The following is a 20353-nucleotide window of genomic DNA, read 5'->3' as shown; positions in this document are numbered from 1 at the left end:
CGAACCGCGCCGGGCCGACGCGACGGCGGCCGACGCGTACTGGATCGATAATCATCACAGAAAGGACATTTATACGTCGAACGCCTAGGACCGCCAATGACCGAATCCGGCACCTACGAGGCGGTAACGCGCCGAAAATCGACGTTGTTCTGCCGGGAATGTAATCACACCAGTCCGATCGACGGGGACTGGCGTCGCCGCGCGCACGACGGGACCGTCGTCTACGTCTGTCCGGTCTGCGAGACGACGATCACGAAACGGCCTCGCCGCGACGACCGAGACGACCGCCGGAGCGACGGCGGCCGCGAACGCGCGGCCACCGACGCCGAACGTCGCCGTCGTCGGGCGCTCGAGCGAATTTCTAGTTGATTTTCGTCTCGCTTCCTCCGACGCGGGAGCCGCGACCCGCGCGCGGTGAACGGCCGATCTGTTGGTCGTTCGTGCATATCCAGACGAATGTACACCCCGTTTCCGACACCATCGCGAACATTCTCAAATTTTGTCTCCGTTTTGCGAACGTACTTCACAGCGGCGCCGGTCATGCCGGGATTGAACCGGACGATTGACTAATTTTGATTCGATCCGAGTATATTCGCCCACAACAGTAGAGCTTTAATAGTAGAATCCATTGTCCTATTCGAGTAGAAGATGACAGGTGACAACCTGACTGCTGCGGAAGAAGACGTACTGGAGAAAATCGAGGAGGAAGACGTCGACTTCCTCCGCCTGCAGTTCACCGACATCCTCGGGACGGTCAAGAACGTCGCCGTGCCGGCGCGACAGGCCGAGAAGGCCTTCACCGAGGGGATCTACTTCGACGGCTCCTCGATCGAAGGGTTCGTCCGCATTCAGGAGTCGGACATGCGCCTCGTGCCGGACCCCGATACGTTCGCCGTGCTCCCGTGGCGCAACGACAACGACGGCGTCTCCGCCCGGATGATCTGCGACGTCTACGACACCTCCACGGGCGAACCGTTCGAGGGCGACCCGCGCCGCGTTCTGAAGAACGCCCTCGAACGCGCCGAAGACATGGGTTACACCGTCAACTTCGCCCCCGAACCCGAGTTCTTCCTGTTCGAGGAGGACGAAGACGGGAACGCCACGACAGAGACCGGCGACCACGGCGGCTACTTCGACGTCGCGCCCAAGGACCTCGCCAGCGACGTCCGGCGGGACATCATCTACGGCCTCGAGAGCATGGGCTTCGAAATCGAGGCTAGCCACCACGAGGTCGCCCGCGGCCAGCACGAGATCAACTTCGAGTACGACGACGCGCTCGCGACGGCTGACAACGTCGCCACCTTCCGGATGGTCGTCCGCGCCATCGCCGCCCAGCACGACCTCCACGCGACCTTCATGCCGAAGCCGATCCCGCGCATCAACGGCTCGGGCATGCACACCCACATGTCGCTGATGACCGCGGACGGCGAGAACGCGTTCCACGACGAGGACGACGAGTTCAACCTCAGCGACGAGGCCCACTCGTACCTCGCGGGCGTCCTCGAGCACGCGCCGGCGATCACGGCGGTCGCGAACCCCACCGTGAACAGCTACAAGCGCCTGGTGCCGGGCTACGAGGCGCCGGTCTACGTCGCCTGGTCGGACCGGAACCGCTCGGCGCTGGTCCGCAAGCCGGCCGCCCGCGTCCCGGCCGCGAGCCGCATCGAACTGCGCTCGCCGGACCCGTCGTGTAACCCCTACCTCGCGTTCGCCGCCATGATCCACGCCGGGCTGGACGGCATCGAGCGCGACCTCGAGTGTCCCGACCCGATCCGCGAGAACATCTACGAGTTCGACGAGGAGACCCGCGAGGAGTACGGCATCGACACGCTCCCGTCGAACCTCGGTCAGGCCGTCGACGCCCTCGAGAACGACGAGGTCATCTACAACGCGCTGGGCGAGCACGTCGCGCCCAAGTTCGTCGAAGCGAAGACCCAGGAGTTCGAGGAGTACCTCGTCGACGTCTCCGAGTGGGAACTCGACCGCTACCTCGAGAAGTACTGAGCCGGCTTTCGTCGCGGTTCGCGACGATCCGAGTTCGTTGGGTCCGCGCTCGAGGACGTCTCGTCCCTCGCGGTTCGCCGTTCGTCACCGTCACTCGCCGCTTGCGGTTCGCGTCGCGCTTTTGTGTCCGGTTCTGCGTCGCCGCTATCGCTCGTCGCTCGAGCGACCGACTCGACGCAGTTACGGACGTCTCCGTCGACAACCAGTCACGCCGTAACGACGTAGGTCGAGCCGTCCTTCTCGACCACGCCGATCCGCATCAGCGAGCGCAGCACGCTCAACAGCGTGACCTTCTTCAGCGCCAGCGTCTCCCGGAGTTCGTCGACCGTCGCGCTCCCCGTCGCCGCGAGGTAGACGTACACGAGCTTCGCCTGCGCGGACTCGATCTCGTCGGGAACCGGTTCGATTCGGGGCGTTTCCGTGGGGCGGTGCTCCTGTGCCTGCATTGTCAGGAGGAAGGACTCCGCGCTGATATATAAGTCTGTACTGCGCTTGAATATATATCCGATATCAGGTATTAATAGTTGGCATATCAACGGTGGCCCGAATCACCGCGGGAGGGCCGCGCTCCACCGACCGGTCCGCAACCGGCGCCCATTTTATCGCTCGCGACGAACTCGCGACCGATGTCAGACGACGACCGGCCGCGCCCGCCGGCCGCCCTCGAGCCCTCGCTTCGCGCCGCCATCGCGGAGCTGGCGAGAGAGAAGCCGGAGTCGCTGCCCGCGGTCGCGGCGTACGCGGAGGATCTGGCCGCGTGGATCGAATCGACCCAGGACGGGACCGGCTCGAGTGACGGTGACGGTGACACCGACGGCTACCCACCGGGGGTTCCGGAACGCGCGACGGTGACGGTTACCGAAATCGCGGGGACGAAATACCGATACTACCAGTGGCGGGAGGGCGACGAGATTAGATCGGAGACCGTCGAACTGTCGGGGGACGGCGCGGACGCAACTGGCCGTGGTACCGACTAGCGCGGCGTCGACCCTGGACCATCGACCCTCGATCCTCGACTCCGACTCCTAACCCTGGTCAGGCTTCGCCGTAGACCGGCACCGCAGCGCCGCTGGTCACCGTCGCCCCGTCGCTACAGAGGAAGGCCATCACGTCCGCGATCTCGCTCGGATCGACCCACGTATCGTGATCCGCGTCGGGCATCATCTCCCGGTTCGCGGGCGTGTCGATCACGCTCGGCATCACGCAGTTCGCGCGAACGGTCCCTTCGTTTTCCTCGGCGAGCGTCTCCGTGAAGATCCGGATCCCCGCCTTCGTGATGCGGTACGGCCCGTCGCCCTCGCCGCCCTCGAGCGAGGAGCGGGCGCTGACGCTGACGATCGCCCCCTCGGTTTCCTGCAGGTGCGGCAGCGCGTGTTTCGACGCGAGAAAGGCCGTCTTCAGGTTGATATCGACCAGCAACTCGAACTCCTCGAGATCGGTCTCGGCGATCGGGTCGCCGCCCTTCCAGGTGCCGGCGATGTTCAGCAGGTGGTCGATCCGACCGTGGTCGTCGACGATCTCATCGACGAGCGCCGAGACGTCGTCCTCGTCAGTGAGGTCCGCCTCGTAGAAGTGGGTTTCCTCGTCGGGCTCGAGCAGGCTATCGTCGTCGTCGGGGGCGACGACGTCGACGGCACAGACCGTCGCGCCGGCGTCCCGGAAGCGGTCGACGACGGCGCTGCCGAGCGCGCCGCTGGCGCCGGTGATCACGGCGACGGTGTCGTCGAAGTCGACGGTGAATGGTTTGTCGGCTGCCATGGCCGATCGTGCAACGGCCGAACGGATCAATGTCAGGGGCAGCGGGAACGGACCTCGCGGCGATTCGCCGCGATCGAGGATGCGAATGCAGATACGGGTGCGGGCGCAGGTGCGGTCACAGGTTCCGACGGCGCTCACCCGGATTACGGCATCGGCGGCAGCGCGGCGCGCCGGAACCAGAACTCCGCGATCGTCTCGACCATCGACGCGAACTCGTCGGGATCGGTCGGCTTCGTGAGGTAGGCGTTGGCGGCGAGCTCGTAGCTCTCGAGGACGTCCTCGTGGGCCTCCGAACTCGTCAACACGAGGACCGGCAGTCGAGCGAACGCCGGCTCGTCCTGAATCGTCTCGAGGAACTCGAGGCCACCCACGCGCGGCAGGTTGAGATCCAGCAAGACGAGATCGGGCAGCGCCGTCTCGCCCCCGTTCCAGCGGTCCTCGAGGAGGGCGAGCGCGTCGTCGCCGTCGGTAACGACGCACAGCGTGACCTCCGTCGGAAGGGCCGCGAACGCTTCCTGAATGAGGCGGACGTCGCCGGGGTTGTCCTCGACGAGCAGAATTTCGACGGGTTCGGTGAACCGGTCGCTCACGGCGGATCACCACGAGCGGAGAGACGGCGGCTGAATGGGGCGGAGGACATCGGATCAGGTGCTCACTTCGGGGTAGTCGCGGGACGCGTTTAAGAGTACTTGCTAAAGGGTTTGGACCGGAGAGTCGAACCGTTGACCCCAATACGTGGTGATTTCAGTCGGTTCTCGATTGCGGCGATAACGGGTGCTAATCCGACTCGCCGACCGTCGTCACTGAGACCGTCCGCGTTCGCGGCCCGTCACACTCGACGAGCAGGATGGACTGCCAGGTGCCGAGCGCCAGTTGGCCGTCCGTGACCGGGATCGTCACGGCCGGCCCGAGCAGCGTCGCGCGCAGGTGCGAGTCCGCGTTTCCGTCCAGCCGATCGTGTGCGTGTCCCTCGTCGGGAACCAGCTCCGAAAGGAACGACTCGAGGTCCTCGCGCAGTCGCGATTCGTTTTCTTGGACGACGAGCCCCGCGGTCGTGTGTTCGACGAACGCCGTGCAGGTCCCCGTCTCGAGGTCCTCGGGGACGGCCGCCGCGACCTGGTCCGTGATATCGACCGTCGTGAGCCGCGCGTCGGTGTCGACGGTGAACGCCGTTTGCATACGCGAGCGTACGCGAGCCGGCGGCCTTTTGATTGGGGTTTCGGCGGTCGCGGCTTCGGCGGCCTCGGCGTCGCCGGCGACTCGAGACCGCGTCGGCACCCGGACTACCGGAGCCGGTCCGACGCCCACGCGGCGCGATCCCGAACTGCCGGATCGGGGTCGGTCCGCGCGAGGTCGGCCAGCCGATCGCGCGCCGCCGCGACCTCGCCGTACCCCAGCGCGAGACAGGCGCGTTTCCGGACCCGAGCGCGATCGTCCTCGAGGAGCGCGAGCAGTCGGTCGCGCACCGGCTCGACGGGATCGTTCGGTCGTCCGTCGGTACCGGTGTCGTCGCTGTCGTCGCCGTCGCCACCGTCGGCGTCGGGACCCTCCGTCCCGCGGGTCCAGCCGTCGAACTCCGCGGCGATCCAGGCGAGCGTGAGCGCGGCGGCCGCCCGCGCTGCCGGGACGTCGCTCTCGAGGACCGGCGCGATCGCGTCGACGCGGTCGACGAGCGCGGCCGGCCGCTCGCTCGCGATCGCGGCCAGACACCGGCAGCAGTCGGCCGTCGCCGGGTGGGACGGTCGGTCGGCCGCGAACGAAACGATCTCGTCCGCGGACGGTGCGACGTCGGCGGCCGACTCCTCGGCCAGTTCCGCGAGGCAGTAGGCGACCGCCTCGCGGCACTCGAGGTCGGGTCGCTCGAGCAGCGCCCGTAACTTCGGGACGGCCGGGATACAGGCGTCCGGTCGGTCGTCGACGTGCGCCCGGATCGTTCGGACGGCCCGTCGCTGTTCGTCTACGTCGGCGGCGTCGAGTCGTGCGAGGACTGTCGGCAGGTTGAACTCCGCGGTCGCTTCCGCGGGTGCGTTCGGCGCCGAACTCGAGTCTCGGTTCGGGTTCGGATCCGTCTCCGCATCCGAGTCCGCGGAACGCCGGAGTTGCGCGCTGCCCTCGCCCCCATCCCCATCCATAACATGCGCTCCATATTCTATCGGCGGTAAAAATCTTCTGTCTGTTTAATTCACGGATCCGTGAAAGAAACGGACGGGGACGGAAGTCAATCGGCCGTTCAGGCCAGCCAATCCTCGGGTTTGGTGTCGTAGTCGACGTCGTCGGCCGCGAGGTGTTCGACCTCCTCCCACGGCACGTCCTCGACGGTCACCTCGTCGCCGTCGTAGCGGATCAGTTTGCCCCGTTCTTTCGCTTCGGGCTCGCGGTTGCGGCGCTTCGCGACCTCGATGTCGTGCTCGTCGACCTCCTTGACGATGGTCAGCAGGTTCACCGGCCGGCCCCAGAGCTCGAAGATGCGCTTCAGGGTCTCCTTGGCCTGGCCGAGATCGAGCATGACGCCGTTGTACTGGTGGCCCAGCAGGAGTTCGTTGGCGTTGTTGTAGTTGCCGTCGTAGACCGCGATCGTCGGCTTCCCGAAGTTGGTGAACTGCAGGAGCAACTTCTTCTTGACGTCCTCGGCGGCGTCGCTGGCGACGTGGAACTGCCCGGTCGCCTGCGAGTGCTCGTAGGTGAAGTAGTTGTTCTCCGTGATGAACTCCTCCGTGAGGAACTCGTCCAAGAAGGTGACGTCGTTGTGGCTCTCGCGGATGTCGAACATCCGGTCCCAGCCCGCGGTGAAGTCGACGTCGTCCAGCGCCTCCTCGACCGACGAGTAGCGCGCGTCGTCGAACAGGTAGCGGCCGATCCGCTCGAGTTCGTTCTGATTGACCCGCGAGAGGAAGCCCCGATGCTGGCGCTTGACCAGCGAGTAGTGCCGTCGGGCCAGTCCCTCGTAGGTCAGCACCTTCCACGGATACTTCTCGACGTCGATCTCGCCCTCGTGAGCCTTCTCGAGGGCCTCGCGGTCGATCCACTCGTCGGGGACCTCCTCGAGCGCGTCCAGCGTCTCGGGGGTGATGGTGTCGATCGGTTCTGGCGGCTCGAGCGTCGCGAGGACGTCGTCGAAGTCGACGACGTCGGTGAGGTTGCGCCAGGAAACCCCTTCGACGCGGAGCAGTTGCTCGAGCACTTCGCGGCGGTTGGTGGTGTTCTCGACGTACTCCCACAGCTCCATGCCGAGGCTGTAGGGGTTCAGGCCGCCGGAGGCGAGCACCTTCGCCATGTGGTCGGCGTAGTTCATGAACTCGTCGTCGCCGGCGAAGGTCTCGTCGGTCATCATCGTCGACTCCCAGTAGGCGGCCCACCCCTCGTTCATCACCTTCGTCATCTTCTGGGCGGCGAAGTAGTACGCTTCCGCCCGCATCATGTCGAGGACGTCGCGCTGCCACTCCTCCATCTCGACGGCCCGCTCGGCGTCGTCGTCGTACTGTTTGCCGTGCTCGCGGACGAACGCGAGGACGTCCTTCTCGGGCTCCTCGGGGAAGGTGACGCCGCCGTCCTCGCCCTCGAGCTCCTCGAGCCACTCGTCGTCGAACACCTCGCCTTTGATCTCGTCGGAGAGGTTCAGTTCGTCGAGTTTCTCCGCGAGGTCGTCGTCCAGGTCCTCGAGGTCCTCGCCGGGGCCGTCGACCTCGAGGCGGCGCTGGAAGACGCGGTGCTGGTCGATGTTGTCCTCCAGCGAGAGGCAGTGGTCGATCCACTTCTCGACCTCTGCGCGGTCGATGTCGGGATCTGACATGTAGTCGTCGATCGCCCGCGCGTGGCGCTCGAGCATGGCGGCGGCGTTGACCTGCTCCTCGTCGGCCCGGCCGTCGGTAAAGAGGCCGAACCACTCGTTGTTCGCGAAGAAGTCGGAGTGGGCCTCGACGTGGGTGATGACGGCCTTCTGGTCGGCCAGCGTGTTCGACTCCTGGAGGAACGCGTGGGCCGGGTTGTCGTTGTTGACGATCTCGAAGGCCTTCCCCCCGCCGTACTGGCCCTGCTTGCGCTGCTTGTCGTACTTCATCCCCCACCGCCAGTGCGGGTACCGCGTCTGGAACCCGCCGTAGGCGATGAGTTCGTTCATCTCGTCGTAGTCGATGATCCAGTACTTGACGGGGTAGGGCTCGAGGCCCAGCTTCTGTGCGAGGTTGCGGGCCTCCTCGACCGGTTCCTCGAGGTCGGTAGCGATCGCCTGCTTGCGGAAGCGATCGGCGTTGGAGTTGGTTTTACTCATTGTCGTCACTCTCCGTGGAGAGGATCTCGTAGATCGCGTCGGTCACGTCCTCCTCGCCGTTGACGTAGGCCACCGCGACCTCGTCGTCGTCCGTGCCGAAGTGGCGCTCGAGCTCCTCGGCGTGCGTGGCGTTGATCGCGTTGCCGCTTGGCTGGGTCTCGACGTAGGCGTGGAGGTTCGCCGGGATCTCCTCCATCATCGGAATGACCCGCTCCTCGGTGTCGTTCGAGGAGTTCTCGGAGTCGCCGGCCGCGAAGACGTAGCGGTTCCAGTCGCTCCAGGGGTACTCCTCGAGCAACTCGGCGGCCAGTTCGTACGCGCTCGAGATCTTCGTCCCGCCGCCCGAGCGGATGCCGAAGAACTCCTCGCGCTCGACCTCCCAGGCCTCGGCGTCGTGAGCGATGTAGACGAACTCGGCGTTGTCGTACTTGCCCTGGAGGTACCAGTCCAGCGGGGTGAACGTGCGCTCGACGAGTTCCCGTTTCTTCTCGCGCATCGAGCCGGAGACGTCGCGGATGTTGACGACGACGACGTTCTTCTCCTTCTCCTCGATGATCTCGGGGTGGCGGTAGCGCTCGTCCTCGCGGCGGAAGGGGACGTGGTCGATCCCCTCCCGGCGGATCTTCTGCTGGACGTCCTCGCGCTCGACGTTCGCCTCGACCTCCTCGATCGAGGCCCACTTGCCGCGTTCCTCGTCGGGGATGTCGTCGTAGGCCTCCTCGATCCAGGCCATCGAGACCGGCAGGTTCTCGCCGCGGGCCCACTCGAAGACCTCGCGCGGTTCGATGCCCTCGACCTTGCAGAGCTCGCGGAGGAACTCCTCGTCGAAGTCCATCGCGAGCTTGCGCTTGAGGCCCTCCTTGAACATCCGCTCGAAGTCGAGCGTGCTGTTCGGGCCGGTCCGAGTGAGGTCGGTGAAGGGGCCTTCCTTCTCCTCGACGACTTTCTTGCCCTTCGGGTCGAGGTCGAGCCCGAGTTCCTCGTCCAACTCCTGGGCGAACTCCTCGGGGTCCATCTCGTAGTACTCGTGCTCGCCGCCCTCCTCGCCGGGTTCGTCGCCGTCGCCGTCGTCGTCGCCGTCACCCGGCTGGGGTTGGGGCTGGCCGACCGGCTGGCCGGTGTCGGGCGTGTCGCCGTCGCCCTGCCCGACGCCGCCCTGGTCGCGCTGATCGTACTCGAACTCCGGCAGCGAGACGATCTTCACCGGGATGTTGATCTGTCCGGGGCCGCTGCCCCCGAGGTCGCCGTACTGGATGAAGTCGGCTAAGTCCTCGCGGCGCTTTTCGCCCACTTCCCGGAATCGTTCGAGGTCGTCTCTCAGTCCCATCTGTAGCTCACCTGTCCCATGACGTGTCTGCTGGTCAGTTCGGCCGAGGCCTCCGAGTAGTCGAACACCTCGACCATGGTCTCGATCGTGTCCTCCTTGACCGCCGCCGTCTCGGTGCCGCTGGGCGGGTCATCCCACTGGCGGGGGTCGAAGTCCTCGAAGGTCCGCTTGACGTCGTCCCAGTCGTGGCTCTCGAGGACGGTCTTGATCACCGGGATCGCGGTGAGGTCGACGTCCTCGACGGAGAAGTCCTCGTTGCGGTGCTCCCAGGCGTGGCGGTTCAGCGACGTAATCACCTTCTCACGGCGGAAGTTGCGGACGCTCTCGCGGGGGAGGTTCCCCTCGTACTCGTCCTCGGAGAACCGCCCGAGGTGCTCGACCTCGAACAGCTTCATCTTCAGCGGGTCCGGTTCGACGCGCTCGCCGCGGTCGTTGTACAGCGGCTCCTCGGTCTCCCACGCGTAGACGTGCTCGACGTACTCGGCGACGGTCTCCTCGTCGACCCGCTTGTCGTGCATGATCGCCTCGATGACGTCCGACTCCTGCTGGTCGTAGATGTAGTTCTTCACCGGGACGACGCGGTTCTCGAACTCCGAGCGCTCGCCCGTCGAGAAGACCGGCGCCTCGGCCAGCCCCTCGGCCATCGCGTTCAGCACGTCGCGGGGCATGACGACGTCCTCGACCGCCAGATCGGGGTGGTGGCGGTCCCGGTCGCTCTGCAACAGCTCCGCGAGGGTGTCGCGGGTGTACGTGACCGGAATGCCGTGGTCGCCGTCCGCCCCGTCGTCGTCGAAGTCGAACTCGTCTTTCTCGCGGCGGGTGTCGCCCTCCTGCAGGTACCCCTGATCGTAGATCAGCGCCTTGTCGACTAAGTCGAGGCCGTTCGGCAGGTTCTCCTCGTCTAACCGCGTGACGACCGCGTACAGCGCGGCCGCCTCGAGGGCGTGGGGAGCGAACTCCTGAACCGTCGTCTCGCCGGCCTGATCCTTGATCGCGACCGTCACCGGCGCCCGGATCCGCTCCTCGAGTTCGTCGTAGCTTTCCGCCTCCCAGACGTCGGTCTCGTTCGTCAGTTCGCGCCGGATCAGCTCACACTCCAGCGAGAGGTTCGTCAGGTAGCCGAAGCGGTGTTTATCGAGCCGGCGCTTGAGCGCCTTCAGCGGGTCCATGCCGTTGCGGTCGGCGTGCTGGTTCAGCTGGGCCTCGAGGTCGGGGTTCGAGATGATCAGCATCTGGGTGTCGACGTCCATCCCGATCCCCTTGTCCAGCTTCACGGACTGCTCGTCGGGGACGTTCAGCAGCTTCTGGAGGAGGTCGGCGTGCTGGGCCGCGTCCTCGACGATAGTGAGGACGCCGTTGCCCTGCGAGAGCACGCCGTCGTAGCTGAAGGCCTGCGGGTTCTTGCGGCCCCGGGAGTCCAGTTCCTGAAGCATCCCGTGCATCCACGAGCCGACGAGCCGCTCCTTGGGCTGGCCCTCGTCCTCGCTGTGGAGGACGCCGACCCCCTGGCCCACGTCGACCACGTAGTTCTTCACGCGCAGGTGCGCGTCGTCCGTGATCGCCGAGAACAGCGCCTCCTCGCCGTCTCGGCGGTACCGCTCCTCGAGGTAGTCATACGCCTCCCGGGAGAACGGGTCGAGTTCCGCGTCGACCTGCACCGGGACGTGGTCGTCGAGTTCGGCGTTCAAGTCCGCGAGGATCTCCTGGCGGACGTCCTCGGGGAACACCGACAGCGGGTGGGCCTGAACGGGGCTCTCGTACCAGTTCTGCTCGTCGGTCGCGGTCGGATCGCCGCCGTAGCTCAGGCCCCGCTCGCCGGCCTCGGCGGTCGTGACGTTCCACTCGACGGTGTACCGCCGGCCCTCGGGCGTCTTGGAGTACTCGCGCAGCCCGTTGACCAGACAGCGCTTGAGCTCCGATTTCCCGGTGGCGGTCGGCCCCTCGAACCAGATTATCTTCTCGTCTTTCGCCCGGCCCGCGGCGATCGATCGGAGGTCGTCGACGAACCCGTTCAAGACCTCGGTGTTGCCGAGGATGGCGTGCTCGCCGTCGTTGTGCGGGTCGTCGAAGAAGCGGTACCGCTCCTTCTCCTCGCCCTCCTCGACCACCGTACGCGTGCCGGCCGCCTCGATCGCCTCGAGTAAGTACTTCGAGGCGTGGGAGGCGACGGTCGGGTTCTCGAAGATCCGATCGACGTACGCCGCGAGGCTCATCGGCTCCTCGTAGGTCTCCTCGAGTTCGCGGTCGGCCTCGGTGACGTAGTCGCGTTCGGTCATGTTAGTTGTCCATCTCTGCCTTGGCGACCTCGGCGCCGGCGAACTCGAGCACTTCCTTCGCGCCGCCCTCGGAGTAGCCCTGTTCCATCAGGGCGTCGATCCACGCGGAGCGTTCGTCGTCGTCGAACTCGTTGGCGCTGACCAGCGCGGAGAAGTTGATGTTGTGCTTCTTGTCCTCCCAGAGCTTACGTTCTAAGGCGCGGCGCAGGCGCTCGTTGTCCTGCGGGTTGAACGCCTCGCCCTCGCGGGCGCGCCGGGAGACCCAGTTGCTCACTTCCTGGCGGAAGTCGTCCTTGCGGTCCTCGGGGACGTCGAGTTTCTCCTCGACGCTACGTAGGAACGTCTCGTCGGGCTCCTGCTCGCGGCCCGTGAGTTCGTCCTCGATCGTGTCGTCGTCGATGTAGGCCATGACGTGGTCCATGTACTTCTCGCCCTGGCGCTGGATCTCGTCGATGTCGTAGGCCAAGGCGTGGCGGACGTCCTCGATGGCCCGCTCCTTGTACTCCTCGCGGACCGTCTCGAGGTAGCGGTAGTAGGTCTCGAAGTTGTCCTCCGGGATCGAGCCGTGGTGCTCTAAGTTCTCCTCGAAGAAGTTGAACACCGTCAGCGGCGAGAGGAACCCGCGCTGGCGGTGTTTCGAGTCCATGATGGCCTCGGCGATCTCGTCGCCGATAAAGCGCGGGGAGACCCCGACCATGCCCTCGCCGATCTCGGCCTTCTGTTCGGCCTCCTCGCGGAGCTTCTTGACGTCGATGTCGTCGCCCTCGTCGATCTCGCCGTTGTAGGCCTTCGCTTTCGACAGGAGGTCGACCGTTTCGGCGTCGGGCTCCTCGATGCGCGTGAGGACGCCGAACAGGCCCGCCATCTCGAGCGTGTGGGGCTCGACGTTGATGTCGGGGACGTCGGCGTTGTTGAGCATCTTCTCGTAGATCTGGGCCTCGTCCTCGTAGCTGAGTACGTAGGGGAAGTCGATCCGCTTGGTGCGGTCGTTGAACGCCTCCATCTTCTCGTCGCCCTTCTTGTCCTTGTACTCGGGCATGTTCGTCCGGCCGACGATCACCTGGTCGATGTCGATCCGGGGGTTGTTCTTCGGCTTGATCGTCTGCTCCTGGGTGGCGTGCAGGAAGTCGTAGAGGAACTCGCGCTGGAGCTTCAGCAGCTCCTCGCCGGAGAAGATGCCGCGGTTGGCGTTACAGAACGCCCCCGAGTAGTCGAACGCGCGCGGGTCGGACTCGCCGTAGATGGCGATCTTCGAGTAGTTGACGTCGCCGGTGAGCTCGGTCTCGTCCTGGTTCTTCTTGTCCTTGGGCTCGAACGTCTCCAAGGCCTGGCGCTTGTTCTCGTCGGCGACCAGCCGGATGATCTCGACGTGGTTCTCGAGGACCTGCTGGAGGTCGTCGTCGTAGTAGGCCAGCAGCTTGTCCATGTAGAACTCCGACTCGGGATCCAGCGCCTGATCGTTCTGGATCGTGTACGGCGCGTCGAGGTTCTCGTTGAGATCGTCGATCACGCGCTGGCGCTGCTCGAGGGGGAGCAACACGAGCGGATCCTGGTTCATCGGGGACCGGACGGTGTCGTCGGCCGGGTCCTGATCCTGGACGACGTCGCAGAGGTTCGTCCAGCGGAACGTGTACATCCGACCCTCCTCGCGCAGGGTGTAATCCTCGAAGTAGCGGCGCACCTGCTTGTCGAAGTGGGACTTACCCGACCCGACCGGGCCGAGCAGCAGCTTGATACGGCGCTCGGGGCCGAGCCGGCGGGCGCCGGACTTGACCTTGTTGACGAACTCGTGGATCGACTGGTGGATTACCTTCCCGTAGAAGGTGTTCTCCCCGTCGTGCAGCGGGTCCTCGCTGGCCAGCAGGTACTCGACCATGCCCTCCGTCTCGTCGTATGTCGTCCCGTAGTGGTCGAACATGTCCGCGACCCGCTGGTGGGCGTTACGGGCGATCTTCGGGTCCTCGTACACTTCTTCGAGGTACCAGTCGAAGGACTTGGTCTCCCGCAGGTCCGCGGGCATCGATTCCTTGTATTCCGTACTGAGCGTCTCGAGCGTCTCGATGTCACCGTTCATTGTATCACTGCTCGTTGGTTGGTCCCCCGTCGTCGGTCGGCCGTGACCGCGCAGGGAGTGTGCGGACGTGGTGTAGGCGGCAGTCGACCAGCCGAGGCCTCGCCCAGCCGAACCGGGTCGGTCGTCCGGCCCGCCCGTTTCGACGGTGGTCCGGTCGTCCGGTCCACCCGTTCGGCGGCTCCGGTACGCGGTCGCCCCTCCGCGAGCGCGGCGCTGGGAGAGCGCGAACCCCTTCGGGCGGCGGTTTGTCGTGTCATGTGTGAGCTATCACCACTCGTCGCTGCGCAACGACCGACTCGGCGATCGTGCGCGACGTGCGCCGGGGACGGGCGCGGAGTGGATCGGTCCGGCGATCGGATACCGATAGTATTTAATGAGTGAGTAATCCAGGTACTTAATCTTAGCCCCAAAAGGTATTTACCAGCAGTTAATTGCAGGCAAATCCTGCCAGAACCGTACACCGTCAACTGATACCACACCTCATTTTTCGAAGACGGTTGCCGTAAACGGCGGCCCTGCACTGGCGTGGCGCGCTCGCGCGCGCTCGACTGCGTGGGCGCATACGGTACTGTCACTCATACGTTGCTCCGCTTATAGCTCTGGATGCGCTGCATCGTGTGAAATGCGGTCGCATGAGAGCGGTCCGGAGTGACAACGCTGTTCCCGGATTCTGCAAGCCCGGTAAATCAGTGCGAGGGATCGGACGGCAGTATCGCAGGAAAGGCCGTTCGAGCCCCGGAGATCGCCGAGGTGGCGGTCGCACCGTCCCGCGACGACGAGGCTTTAGGACCGGCGACGGTACGGCCGGTATGGACGAACTGACGGACCTGCCCGACGCCTGGGACGTCTGGTCGCGGGGCGACGACGGTCGCCTCGTCCTCGCGTACCGGCCCGACGTCTTCGACGCCGCCGCGTTTCCCGCCCCCTGCCTGCCGACCCTGTACCTGACCCACGGCCGGCGAACCCGCCGTCCCGGACGGAACCCCACCGATACCACCGGCGCGTCCGACTGGTTCGTCACGCTCTACCTCGAGCCCGACGTCACGCTCGACGACCACGACCGCTACCCGACGCGGGAGGCGGCGCTCGAGCGCACGGTCGAACTCGCGCGGGCGTTCGACGACGGCGAGATCGACTACCGGGAACTGTACCAGGTGCCCCGCGAGCGGTACTTCGACCGGCTCGACGAGCTGACGGGCCGCAGCGCGGACGGCGAGGGCGAGTAGCGGGCTATAGGCCGACCTCCGAGACTCGAGCCGGCAGCCGCGAGTGACGAGGACGAGAGGCTTAACCGCGCGTGGCGAGTACGACGCGTCATGTCGACCGTCACGCTCATCGGTTCCCGCCTGGCCGAGCCCGGCACTGAGTTCGTCTACCAGGGCGAGGCCGACGGCTGCGCCGGCTGTCCCTACCGCAGCCAGTGTCTGAATCTCGCCGAGGGCACTAAGTACCGCGTCACCGACGTCCGCGAGAAGGCCCAGACGCTGGAGTGTGCGATGCACGACGGCGGCGTTCGCGCCGTCGAAGTCGAACCCGCCGCCGTCGAGGCCAACGTCCCGTCGAAGGGCGCGTTCGCCGGAAGCAAAGCGACCCTCAAGGGCCCCTGTCCGTACGTCGAGTGTCCGAGCCACGAGTACTGCGAACCCGACGGCGTCGAGTTCGACGAGGAGCACCGCATCAAAGAGATTCGCGGCGACCCGCCCCACGACGTCTGCCACCTCGATCGGTCGCTCGAGTTGGTCGAACTCGACGTCGACGACTAACGGTCGCCGGCGCGTTCCTCCAGGCGTCGAGGCCGCGGCTCCGGCGACCGAACGACGACCTGTTCAAAACGAAAACCGTCGCTACTTCTCGAGCGCGTCTTCTTCGAGCCAACTGCCGGCCCAGCACTCGATCTCGTCGAACACCGGCTCCAAGGACTCGCCTTTCTCGGTGAGGCTGTAGTAGGTCGCGATCGGCGAGTCCTCCTCGATGCGCCGTTCGACGAACCCCATCTCGCCGAGGTCGTCGAGGACGCGCGACAGCGTGCGGGCGTTGGCGTCGGTCGAGCGCTTGAGTTCGTTGAACCGCTGCTCGCCGTCTAACAGTTCGTGGAGGACCGCGAGCCGCCACTGTGAGCCAATCTGCTCGATCGACGCGATGACCGGACAGGCGGCGTCCTGCTCGCGTTCGCGTTCACGCTCGTGATCGTGATCGCCCCGCTGAGTGGCCTCGTCGTCGCGGGGTTGTGTCTGGGGGGAAGACATCTCGGTCGGCCGTTCGTAGGGGACCCACTCGTATAGCAGTTCGGATCCGAACCAGCTAACACGAGGATAGTTATTCGCCGGAGTACGGACGCGTTCCGCGTTCGTATCAAAATCCGTACGTCTTCCCGTCTCGAACTCGCGACTCGAGTGGCCGGGACCGCCGTACGGCGGCGCATCCGGTCCCGCTATCGCGATGGCGTCGGGCCCGAACCGAACGTCTCGGAAGACTGTCAGCGGCCACTACACTTTACTCGGGTGGCTCACTCTCGAGGAACGAACAACGAATGGCGATACTCGAAGTGGACGGGCTCCGAAAGGAGTACGGCGATTTTCCCGCCGTCGAGGGGAGTACCTTCGCGATCGAGCGCGGCGAGGTGTTCGGCGTCGTCGGCCCCAACGGCGCGGGGAAGACGACGACGCTGAAGATGCTCGCGGGGCTCGTCGAACCGACCGCCGGCACGGCCGTCGTCGCCGGCCGCGAACCCGGCGCGCCGGCGATGCAGCGACGGCTCGGCTTCCTCCCCGAGGAGTCGCCGCTGTACGAGGAGATGACGGCGACGGACTACCTCGAGTTTTTCGCGGACCTCTACGACGTTCCCGTCGACGTCGCGACCGAGCGGATCGCGGACACGCTCGACCGACTGGACCTCGAGCACCGCGACCGACGGATCGGCAACATGTCGAAGGGGATGAAGCGGAAGGTCGCGATCGCGCGGGCGCTGGTGAACGATCCGGACGTGCTCATCTTCGACGAGCCGGCCTCTGGTCTCGATCCCCTGACGACGAACTACATCATCGAGTTCACCCGCGAACTGAGCGAGCAGGGGAAGACCATCGTCTTCAGCGCGCACAACCTCTTTCACGTCGAGAGCGTCTGTGACCGCGTCGCGGTGATGAACGACGGGCGGATCATCGCCCGCGGGAGCGTCGACGAGATCCGCGACGAACACGGCGGCACGGAGTACCACGTCTACGCGACCAAAGACGGTAGCACCGCGCTCGAGGACGAATTCCAGCTCGTCGAAGTCACGCGCGAGGAGACGGACGACAGACGGCACGTCCGCCACGTCGTCGCGGACATGGCCGCCGTCGAGGCCATCCGCGAGGCCGTCGAAGCAAAGGGCGGCCGCGTCACCGACATCCAGACGAAGACGCCGAGCCTCGAGGACATCTTCCTCGAGATCGCGAGCGGCGCGGATCCGGATGCAGAGCGCAACCGCAACCGGGACGCGGAGGCCGAGCCGTGAGCAGGGACGACGCGGCGGACGAAGACACGACCGGTCTCGAGCGGTCGCGCGATGATCGGCGTGATACCGATACCAGCGACACCGACGCACAGCAGTCGACTGGCGTGACGGCCGGTCTCCGAGACTCGCTCTCGAGAACCGCCCGAATCGCCCGGTGGGAAGTCTCGCGCAGTACCGGAACTGTCGACCGGAAGACCGTGCTGATCCTCGCTGCCATGGTGCTCGTCGTCGGCGTCGTCGGCTTCGGCGTCGCCGACGACGGCCTCGGGCTCGAGGACGAGATCTACGTGGTCGGCGTCGACGAGGCCAACCCCTACCACGACGTCGCCGTCGAGAGCGACCGGTTCCGGCCGGTACCGCTCGAGGGCGTCGACCGAGACGGAATAGGCGAGTCGGTCGATCTCGTCGTCTCCGACGACAGGATGTGGGACGTCGGCGACAACGGCGAACCCGCCTACGACGCGTTTCGCGACGCCATCGACGCTTACAACGAGATGCTAATGGACGAGGAGACCGACAAGGCGGCCGCGTATCCGGTCCTCGTCGAACTCGACTACCGAGAACGCGATCTCCCTGCGCCGGACGACTCCGGCGGCGCTGACGCTGCGGACGGCGATACCGGCAGCGACGGTGCGACGGCCGGCGACGGCTCCTCGAGCGACGCCGAGCGCACCGGAACGGGAGAGGGCAGCGACGCGAGCGCCGGTGACGAACTACAGGTGCCGAACGTCGGCGGATCGGCGGAGGCCGCCGGGACGACGGTCGGCGCGCCCGGGTCGCTCTCGCCGCCGTTTCCGTTCGAGTCGCTCGTGCTCGCGTTCCTGTTCGTCGTGCCGATGAACTTCGTCATCCAGGCCTACGGGAGCACGATCATGGACGAGCGGATCAAGCGCCGCGGCGAACTGCTTCTGGTATCGCCGGCCTCGCGCTACGAGATCGTCGCGGGGAAGACGCTGCCGTACCTGCTCGCGCTGGTCGCGATCGCGGCCGGAATCGCGTACGCGATCGACGGCGGGCCGATCGCCGTCGCCGCGGCGCTGCCGATCGCGGCGCTGTTTCTGGCGTCGACGTTCGTCGGCGCGATGCTCGCCCGGTCGTTCAAGGAACTCACGTTCGTCACCGTCGCGATCAGCGTCGGGCTAACGACCTACGCCTTCATCCCGGCGATCTTCACGGACGTGACGCCGATCGCGCTGATCTCGCCACTGACGCTCATCGTAACGGCGCTGCAGGGCGGGTCGGTGGCGGCCGGGGAGTACCTGTTCTCGACGCTGCCGTTCTACCTCAGCGCGGTCGTCCTCTTCCTGCTCGGTATCGGCATCTACCGCGAGGAGGACATGTTCGACCAGAAGCCGATTCCGGCGAAGGTCCTCGACGCGATCGCGAGCCAGATCGACGCGCTCTCGCGGTGGGACGCCCGCTGGAGTCCGTTCGTCCTCTCGATCCTCTTTATCCCCTTCATCTTCGCGGGGCAGTTGCTCATCGTCGCCCTGCTGTTTGCGGTCCCCGAGGCGGTCGCGCTCCCGATCGTCCTCGTGCTCGCGGCGGCGATCGAGGAACTCGCGAAGAGCGTCCACGTCTACGCCGGCTTCGCCCGCTCGAGGTTCGAGGCCTCGCTTCGCGTCGCGATCGTCGTCGGCTCGCTGTCCGGCCTCGGGTTCTTCGTCGGCGAGAAGGTCACCCACGTCGTCCAGTTCGTCGGCCTCCCCGAACTGACAGTCGGCGCCGCGGCCTTCGGTCCCGATCTCGCGAGTACGACCGGGCCGTTCCTCGCGGGCGCGCTCTTCCTCGCGCCGCTCGCGCTCCACGCCGCGACGGCGGTCGTTTCGGCGATCGGGGCGAGCCGCGGCTCGGTCGGCTACGCGCTCGGCTTCGTCGCCGCGACGCTCGTCCACGCGGCCTACAACGCGGGGGTGATCGCCCTTGTCGCGTGAGCAGGGCCCGAACCCGCCGGCGCTCGAGGGAGGTCCGGAACAGTCAGAGGGAGCGTCCTGGCGCGCTCGCCTGGCGCTCGTCCGCCGGGAACTGGGCTCGCTGCGATCCGAGAAGACGATCCTGCTCGCGATCGCGATCCAGCTGTTCATCGCCGCGTTCTCGTCGTTCCTCGTCGTCGGCCTGGTCTCGCTGTACGACCCCGGCGCCGTCGACGGCTACCGGACCGAGGTCGCGGTGACCGGCGACGGCGCCGACGACCTCGTCGAGGTCGCGGCGCGACAGGACGGGCTCTCCGCCGCCCGGTTCGACGCCGCGAACGCACAGCGGGCCTTCGACCGCGGCGACGTCGCCGCCGTCTTACGAACGTCGCGGACCGACGAGGGCCAACTATTCGTCCACGTCACCGCCCCCGAGGAGGGGCTCGAGACGACGCTGCTGGTCGTCCAGTTGCGCGACGCGCTGGAGGAACTCGAGCGCGCCGAGCGGGTGGCGAACGCCGAGGCGGGTCGACTGACCGAGACGCCGCTGTCCGTGCCGTCGGCGATCGGGGCGAGTCCGTACGTCGGTTTCACCTACACCGTCTTGCTCCCGCTACTGTGCTTCCTGCCGGTGTTCATCAGCGGCTCGATCGTCGTCGACTCGCTGATCGAGGAGCGCGACCGTGGGACGCTCGCGCTGCTTCGGGTCGCCCCGCTCTCGTTGACCGAGATCGTCGACGCGAAAGTCGCCGCGACAGCGGCGCTGGCGCCGCTACAGGCCGTCGCCTGGATGGTTCTGCTCGCGGTCAACGGCACGACCATCGCGAACCCGACGGCGCTGGTCGCGCTGGTCGCGGCGCTGGCGCTGCTCGTCGTCGGCGGCGGCGCGATCGTCGCGCTGTCCGCTCCGGATCGGCGGCAGGCGCAGTTACTCTACTCGATCGGCGTCGTCGGCGCCCTCGTGGTCGCGAGTCTGTTGCCCGAACACCCGGCCAACACCGTCGCGAAGTTCGCGATGGACAGCGCGACGGGGACGAGCTGGCTGCTCCTCGCCGGCTACTGCCTCGCGGGGATCGCCGCCGTCGTCGCGCTCCGGCGCACCGTCGGCGGGCTCGAGACGGACGCGCTGTGAGCGGAAGCAGGGCGCCCCTACCGATCTGGTTCGACTCGAGAACGGGCGCTGGAGACGCTACCGATTGCTCGACGACCGAATTGCGACGCACCGACGAAAAACGACGGTC

The 20353-nt window shown here is 66.3% G+C and carries 18 protein-coding genes; 8 read left to right on the top strand and 10 right to left on the bottom strand.

Annotation, left to right across the window (positions count from 1 at the left end):
- The first annotated feature begins 96 nt into the window (after positions 1 to 96).
- Together ACYQ26_RS12440 and glnA are read left to right on the top strand one after the other, a co-directional pair.
- Positions 97 to 369, top strand: coding sequence for a DUF8106 domain-containing protein (locus ACYQ26_RS12440; RefSeq protein WP_459809217.1), 273 nt, complete (start codon positions 97 to 99; stop codon positions 367 to 369).
- A 279-nt stretch (positions 370 to 648) separates the two neighbouring features.
- Positions 649 to 2004 carry a type I glutamate--ammonia ligase gene (gene glnA / locus ACYQ26_RS12435; RefSeq protein ID WP_459809216.1) on the top strand — a complete coding sequence of 452 codons (1356 nt, stop codon included), beginning with the start codon at positions 649 to 651 and terminating at the stop codon, positions 2002 to 2004.
- A 206-nt stretch (positions 2005 to 2210) separates the two neighbouring features.
- Here glnA and ACYQ26_RS12430 read toward each other — a convergent pair whose 3' ends face one another.
- Positions 2211 to 2450 (bottom strand): helix-turn-helix domain-containing protein, encoded by a 240-nt coding sequence (locus ACYQ26_RS12430; protein WP_459809215.1) that lies wholly within the window; start codon positions 2448 to 2450, stop codon positions 2211 to 2213.
- 180 nt (positions 2451 to 2630) lie between these two features.
- On the opposite strand from ACYQ26_RS12430, the gene ACYQ26_RS12425 reads away from it, so the two are divergent.
- On the top strand, positions 2631 to 2981 hold the full coding sequence (locus tag ACYQ26_RS12425) for a hypothetical protein (protein ID WP_459809214.1): 351 nt from the start codon (positions 2631 to 2633) through the stop codon (positions 2979 to 2981).
- 58 nt (positions 2982 to 3039) lie between these two features.
- On the opposite strand, the gene ACYQ26_RS12420 is transcribed toward ACYQ26_RS12425, so the two are convergent.
- From ACYQ26_RS12420 to ACYQ26_RS12385, 8 genes are all read right to left on the bottom strand, one after another.
- Entirely contained in the window at positions 3040 to 3762 is a 723-nt protein-coding gene (locus tag ACYQ26_RS12420) for an SDR family oxidoreductase (protein ID WP_459809213.1), read from the bottom strand.
- A gap of 143 nt (positions 3763 to 3905) precedes the next feature.
- Entirely contained in the window at positions 3906 to 4352 is a 447-nt protein-coding gene (locus ACYQ26_RS12415; protein WP_459809212.1) for a response regulator, read from the bottom strand.
- A gap of 187 nt (positions 4353 to 4539) precedes the next feature.
- Positions 4540 to 4941 (bottom strand): secondary thiamine-phosphate synthase enzyme YjbQ, encoded by a 402-nt coding sequence (locus tag ACYQ26_RS12410; RefSeq protein ID WP_459809211.1) that lies wholly within the window; start codon positions 4939 to 4941, stop codon positions 4540 to 4542.
- A gap of 104 nt (positions 4942 to 5045) precedes the next feature.
- Positions 5046 to 5894 carry a HEAT repeat domain-containing protein gene (locus ACYQ26_RS12405; RefSeq protein WP_459809210.1) on the bottom strand — a complete coding sequence of 283 codons (849 nt, stop codon included), beginning with the start codon at positions 5892 to 5894 and terminating at the stop codon, positions 5046 to 5048.
- A 98-nt stretch (positions 5895 to 5992) separates the two neighbouring features.
- Positions 5993 to 8029, bottom strand: a complete 2037-nt coding sequence (locus tag ACYQ26_RS12400) for a SpoVR family protein (protein WP_459809209.1) — start codon at positions 8027 to 8029, stop codon at positions 5993 to 5995.
- Complete coding sequence (locus ACYQ26_RS12395; protein ID WP_459809208.1) at positions 8022 to 9356, bottom strand: YeaH/YhbH family protein; 1335 nt, start codon at positions 9354 to 9356, stop codon at positions 8022 to 8024. Before ACYQ26_RS12395 ends, ACYQ26_RS12400 begins: the two co-directional genes overlap by 8 nt.
- Positions 9347 to 11632, bottom strand: coding sequence for a PrkA family serine protein kinase (locus tag ACYQ26_RS12390; RefSeq protein WP_459809207.1), 2286 nt, complete (start codon positions 11630 to 11632; stop codon positions 9347 to 9349). The genes ACYQ26_RS12395 and ACYQ26_RS12390 overlap by 10 nt, the downstream gene beginning before the upstream one ends.
- 1 nt (position 11633) lies before the next feature.
- Positions 11634 to 13706 (bottom strand): PrkA family serine protein kinase, encoded by a 2073-nt coding sequence (locus tag ACYQ26_RS12385; RefSeq protein WP_459809206.1) that lies wholly within the window; start codon positions 13704 to 13706, stop codon positions 11634 to 11636.
- Between the two features lie 809 nt (positions 13707 to 14515).
- Between ACYQ26_RS12385 and ACYQ26_RS12380 the strand changes: the two genes are divergently transcribed.
- Entirely contained in the window at positions 14516 to 14932 is a 417-nt protein-coding gene (locus ACYQ26_RS12380; RefSeq protein WP_459809205.1) for a DUF5820 family protein, read from the top strand.
- A gap of 90 nt (positions 14933 to 15022) precedes the next feature.
- Positions 15023 to 15469 (top strand): UPF0179 family protein, encoded by a 447-nt coding sequence (locus ACYQ26_RS12375; protein ID WP_459809204.1) that lies wholly within the window; start codon positions 15023 to 15025, stop codon positions 15467 to 15469.
- A gap of 81 nt (positions 15470 to 15550) precedes the next feature.
- Here ACYQ26_RS12375 and ACYQ26_RS12370 read toward each other — a convergent pair whose 3' ends face one another.
- On the bottom strand, positions 15551 to 15952 hold the full coding sequence (locus tag ACYQ26_RS12370) for a winged helix-turn-helix transcriptional regulator (protein WP_459809203.1): 402 nt from the start codon (positions 15950 to 15952) through the stop codon (positions 15551 to 15553).
- 284 nt (positions 15953 to 16236) lie between these two features.
- Between ACYQ26_RS12370 and ACYQ26_RS12365 the strand changes: the two genes are divergently transcribed.
- From ACYQ26_RS12365 to ACYQ26_RS12355, 3 genes are all read left to right on the top strand, one after another.
- A complete protein-coding gene (locus ACYQ26_RS12365) occupies positions 16237 to 17199 on the top strand; it encodes an ABC transporter ATP-binding protein (protein ID WP_459809202.1) in 963 nt (320 codons plus the stop codon).
- A gap of 104 nt (positions 17200 to 17303) precedes the next feature.
- Complete coding sequence (locus ACYQ26_RS12360; protein WP_459810748.1) at positions 17304 to 19133, top strand: PrsW family intramembrane metalloprotease; 1830 nt, start codon at positions 17304 to 17306, stop codon at positions 19131 to 19133.
- Positions 19123 to 20244: an ABC transporter permease gene (locus ACYQ26_RS12355; RefSeq protein WP_459809201.1), complete on the top strand. Its 1122-nt coding sequence runs from the start codon at positions 19123 to 19125 to the stop codon at positions 20242 to 20244. The genes ACYQ26_RS12360 and ACYQ26_RS12355 overlap by 11 nt, the downstream gene beginning before the upstream one ends.
- Positions 20245 to 20353 lie beyond the last annotated feature (109 nt).

This window comes from Halopiger thermotolerans (assembly GCF_054654555.1).
The sequence above is the reverse complement of the archived record's forward strand: the minus strand, read 5'-3'. Positions and strand labels throughout refer to the sequence as shown.